Source organism: Hydrogenophaga sp. (assembly GCF_051007235.1).
Taxonomy (GTDB): Bacteria; Pseudomonadota; Gammaproteobacteria; order Burkholderiales; family Burkholderiaceae_C; genus Hydrogenophaga.
On sequence record NZ_JBPCSJ010000030.1, the window covers coordinates 1 to 3,521 of the forward strand.

Here is a 3,521-nt window from a genome sequence, read left to right on the forward strand (position 1 = left end):
TGCCGGCCACGTGGGCCTTCATCGGCACACCGGCGTCCATCAGCGCCAGACAGCCGCCGCAGACCGAAGCCATCGACGAGGAGCCGTTGGACTCGGTGATTTCCGAAACCACACGCAGGGTGTAAGGGAAGTCTTCCTTGCTCGGCAGCGCGGCGATCAGCGCGCGCTTGGCCAAGCGGCCGTGGCCGATTTCGCGGCGCTTGGGGCTGCCCACGCGACCGGTTTCGCCGGTGGCGAAAGGAGGCATGTTGTAGTGCAGCATGAAGCGATCTTCGTAGTCGCCCGACAGGGCGTCAATACGCTGCGCATCGCGGTCAGTGCCCAGGGTGGCGACCACCAGGGCCTGCGTTTCACCGCGGGTGAACAGGGCCGAGCCGTGGGTACGGGGCAGCACGCTGTTGCGGATTTCGATGCCGCGCACGGTGCGGGTGTCGCGACCGTCGATGCGGGGCTCGCCGGCCAGGATCTGGCCACGCACGATCTTGGCTTCGATCTCGAACAGCAGGCCTTCGATGGCCACGCTGTCAAAGGCCACGCCTTCGGCTTTCAGGGCCGCCATCACGTCGGCGTAGGCGGTGCGGCAAGCCTGGGTGCGGGCCTGCTTGTTGCGGATCTGGTAAGCGGCTTCCAGCTTGGCCTTGGCCAGGCCGTCGATCTTGGCGATCAGGGCTTCGTCCTTGGCGGGCGCGGTCCAGCTCCACTCGGGCTTGCCGGCGTCGCGCACCAGTTCATTGATGGCGGCGATGGCGATGTTGCCCTGCTCGTGGCCGAAAACCACGGCGCCCAGCATGATCTCTTCCGACAGTTGCTGCGCTTCGGACTCGACCATCAGCACAGCGGCTTGCGTGCCGGCAACCACCAGGTCCATCTGGCTGTTCTGGCGCTCGGTCTGGCCGGGGTTCAGCACGTACTGGCCATTGATGTAGCCCACGCGGGCGGCGCCGATCGGGCCGTTGAACGGGATGCCGGAAATCGACAGCGCGGCGGACGTGGCGATCAGCGCGGCGATGTCGGCGTCCACCTCCGGGTTCAGCGACACGGTGTGAATGACGACCTGGACTTCGTTGAAGAAACCTTCGGGAAACAGCGGGCGGATCGGGCGGTCGATCAGGCGGCTGGTCAGGGTTTCGAATTCGCTCGGGCGGCCTTCGCGCTTGAAAAAGCTGCCGGGGATCTTGCCGGCGGCGTAGGACTTTTCGAGGTAGTCCACGGTCAGCGGGAAGAAGTCCTGGCCGGCTTTGGCGTCGGACTTGGCCACCACAGTGGCCAGCACCACGGTGCCGTCCATGTCGAGCAGCACAGCGCCGCTGGACTGGCGGGCGATTTCGCCGGTTTCCATGCGGACCGTGTGCTGGCCCCACTGGAAGGTCTTGGTGACTTTGTTGAACATGGTCATGGTTGGGCTCCTTGAATCCGACCCGCAACGGCAGGACGGCTTGGCGTGCAGGTCACTGCACAAAACCCGGAAAAACCAGCCAGAACACGATGCCATTCCAGAGGTGCTGATGCGCCGCCACCGCGGCTCAACCCCTTTGGAATGACACAGCTTCGCTCTGCGCCTGCCTCTCCGGAATCAAAAATGGGCCGCAACAAACAAAAATCGCCCGAGCCAGCGAACCAACTCAGGCGTTTTGCGTGTCACGGCAAGACTGGCAATTTACTTGCGCAGACCCAGCTTGGCGATCAGGGCGACGTAACGGTCGGCATCGCGGGACTTCAGGTAGTCCAGCAGCTTGCGGCGACGGCTGACCATGCGCAGCAGACCGCGGCGGCCGTGGTGGTCCTTGGCGTGCAGCTTGAAGTGGGGGGTCAGTTCGTTGATGCGAGCGGTCAGGATGGCCACTTGCACTTCAGGACTGCCGGTGTCGTTGGCAGCGCGGGCGTTGTCAGCCACGACAGCGGCTTTGACGGTTTTTTCGATCATGGTGATTCCAGTCAGGTTACGTGCGACCCACCGCAGCCAACCCCTTGATGGGGTGCCGCAACGGGCGTGAAGGTGCCACCTGCAAAGATGGCAACCGCGAATTATAGCCCAGCGCTGCCGGTGGACGGGGGCAGGTCCTGCTCCAGCCAGGCGCGCAGGCGCTCCACGCCCTGCACCAGGCGCTGCGGGTCTCGGCTGGCGAAGCACCAGCGCAGCCAGCCGGCAGCCTCCGGGCCGAAGGCACTGCCAGGCGCCAGGCCCAAGCCGGCTTCGCGCACCAGGCGCTTGGCGGTGAGCAGGCAGTCCGGATGGCCTTCAAGGCGGAAGAACGCGTACATGCCGCCCCGGGGCACCGCCAGGGTGACGCCCGGCAGGGCCTGCAACAGCGGCACCAGGGTGTCGCGGCAGAGCTGCAGGTGGCGCACCAGCGGCGGGGTCACCTCGTCGCCCCGCTGCAGCGCCACCGTGGCCGCGCGCTGCACGAACACCGGCGCACAGGAGGTGTTGAACTCGATCAGCTTGCCCACCGCGTGGGTCAGCGCGGGCGTCAGCACCAGCCAGCCCAGGCGCCAGCCGGTCATGAGGAAGCTCTTGGAAAAGCTGTGCGCGACGATCAGCCTGTCGTCCGGCGCGGCCGCATCGAGAAAGCTGGGCGCCGCGCCGTTGGCCGAATCGCCTGCGAAATACAGGCGTTCATACACCTCGTCGGCCAGGATCCAGGTGCCAGTTTGCCGGCAGTGCGCCAGGATGGCGGCCTGTTCGTCGCGGGTGAGCGTCCAGCCGGTGGGGTTGTTGGGCGCGTTGACGACCAGCATTCGGGTCGCCGGGGTGATGGCGGCCAGCAGCGCGGGCAGCTCCAGCACCCAGGCGCCGCTGGCGGCCACGGTCAGCGGCACGGTGCGCACGCGGGCGCCCATGATCTGCGGCTGCGCCACCAGGTTGGGCCAGGCCGGGGTGACCACCACCACCTCGTCGCCTGCTTCCACCAGCGTCTGCGAAGCCAGCATCAGGCCATTGACACCGCCGGACGTGACCGCGATGCGGTCGAACCAGTGGTCGGTGGGCTGCTGCGGGTGCAAGCCGTGGGTGTAGCCGGCGATGGCGTGGCGCAGCTCGGGCAGGCCCAGGTTGTGGGCGTAGAAGGTCTCGCCCGCCTGGATGGATGCCACCGCGGCCTCGCGGATGAAGTCCGGCGTGACCTCGTCGCTCTCGCCGAACCAGAACTTGAGCACGTCGCTGCGCCCCATGCCCGCATTGGCCACCTCGCGGATGCGCGACTCTTCCAGACTCTCGACCACAGGCCGCATGAACACTCCAGACAATCAGGGACGGGCCATGTTACAGCTGTGCGGCTGCTCGGCCTGCTGGGGCGTGAGCTGGCGGATGACGCGAAAGCCGTAGCCCGAGCCTTCGACGTCGAACTTCACGCCCGGTGCGCCCTGCCGGTCCATCACCGCCACCGCCAGCGGCTGCTGGAACTGGTGGTCGGCGGCGCGCATGCGGGCGGTCTGCCCAGCCAGGGTGACCTGGACCGTTTCGAGCTGGGCGGCGATGTCGGCAGCCTTCGTCGAACCAGCCTTCTCGATGGCCTGCGCCA

3 protein-coding genes and 1 pseudogene are annotated in these 3,521 nt (G+C 66.9%); all 4 read right to left on the reverse strand.

All coding sequences use genetic code 11. From position 1 onward, the window contains the following. A partial coding sequence (gene pnp, locus ACR2JA_RS00995) for a polyribonucleotide nucleotidyltransferase (RefSeq protein ID WP_434007280.1) occupies positions 1 to 1,396 on the reverse strand: 1,396 nt, incomplete at its 3' end. 261 nt (positions 1,397 to 1,657) lie between these two features. Next, complete coding sequence (gene rpsO / locus ACR2JA_RS01000; protein ID WP_434007281.1) at positions 1,658 to 1,924, reverse strand: 30S ribosomal protein S15; 267 nt, start codon at positions 1,922 to 1,924, stop codon at positions 1,658 to 1,660. Between the two features lie 101 nt (positions 1,925 to 2,025). Continuing rightward, the gene (locus ACR2JA_RS01005) at positions 2,026 to 3,231 is read right to left on the reverse strand and encodes a pyridoxal phosphate-dependent aminotransferase (protein ID WP_434007282.1); all 1,206 of its coding nucleotides are present in this window, start codon (positions 3,229 to 3,231) and stop codon (positions 2,026 to 2,028) included. Positions 3,232 to 3,246: 15 nt separating this feature from the next. Beyond that, positions 3,247 to 3,521: pseudogene (locus ACR2JA_RS01010) on the reverse strand (branched-chain amino acid ABC transporter substrate-binding protein); the annotation flags it as partial.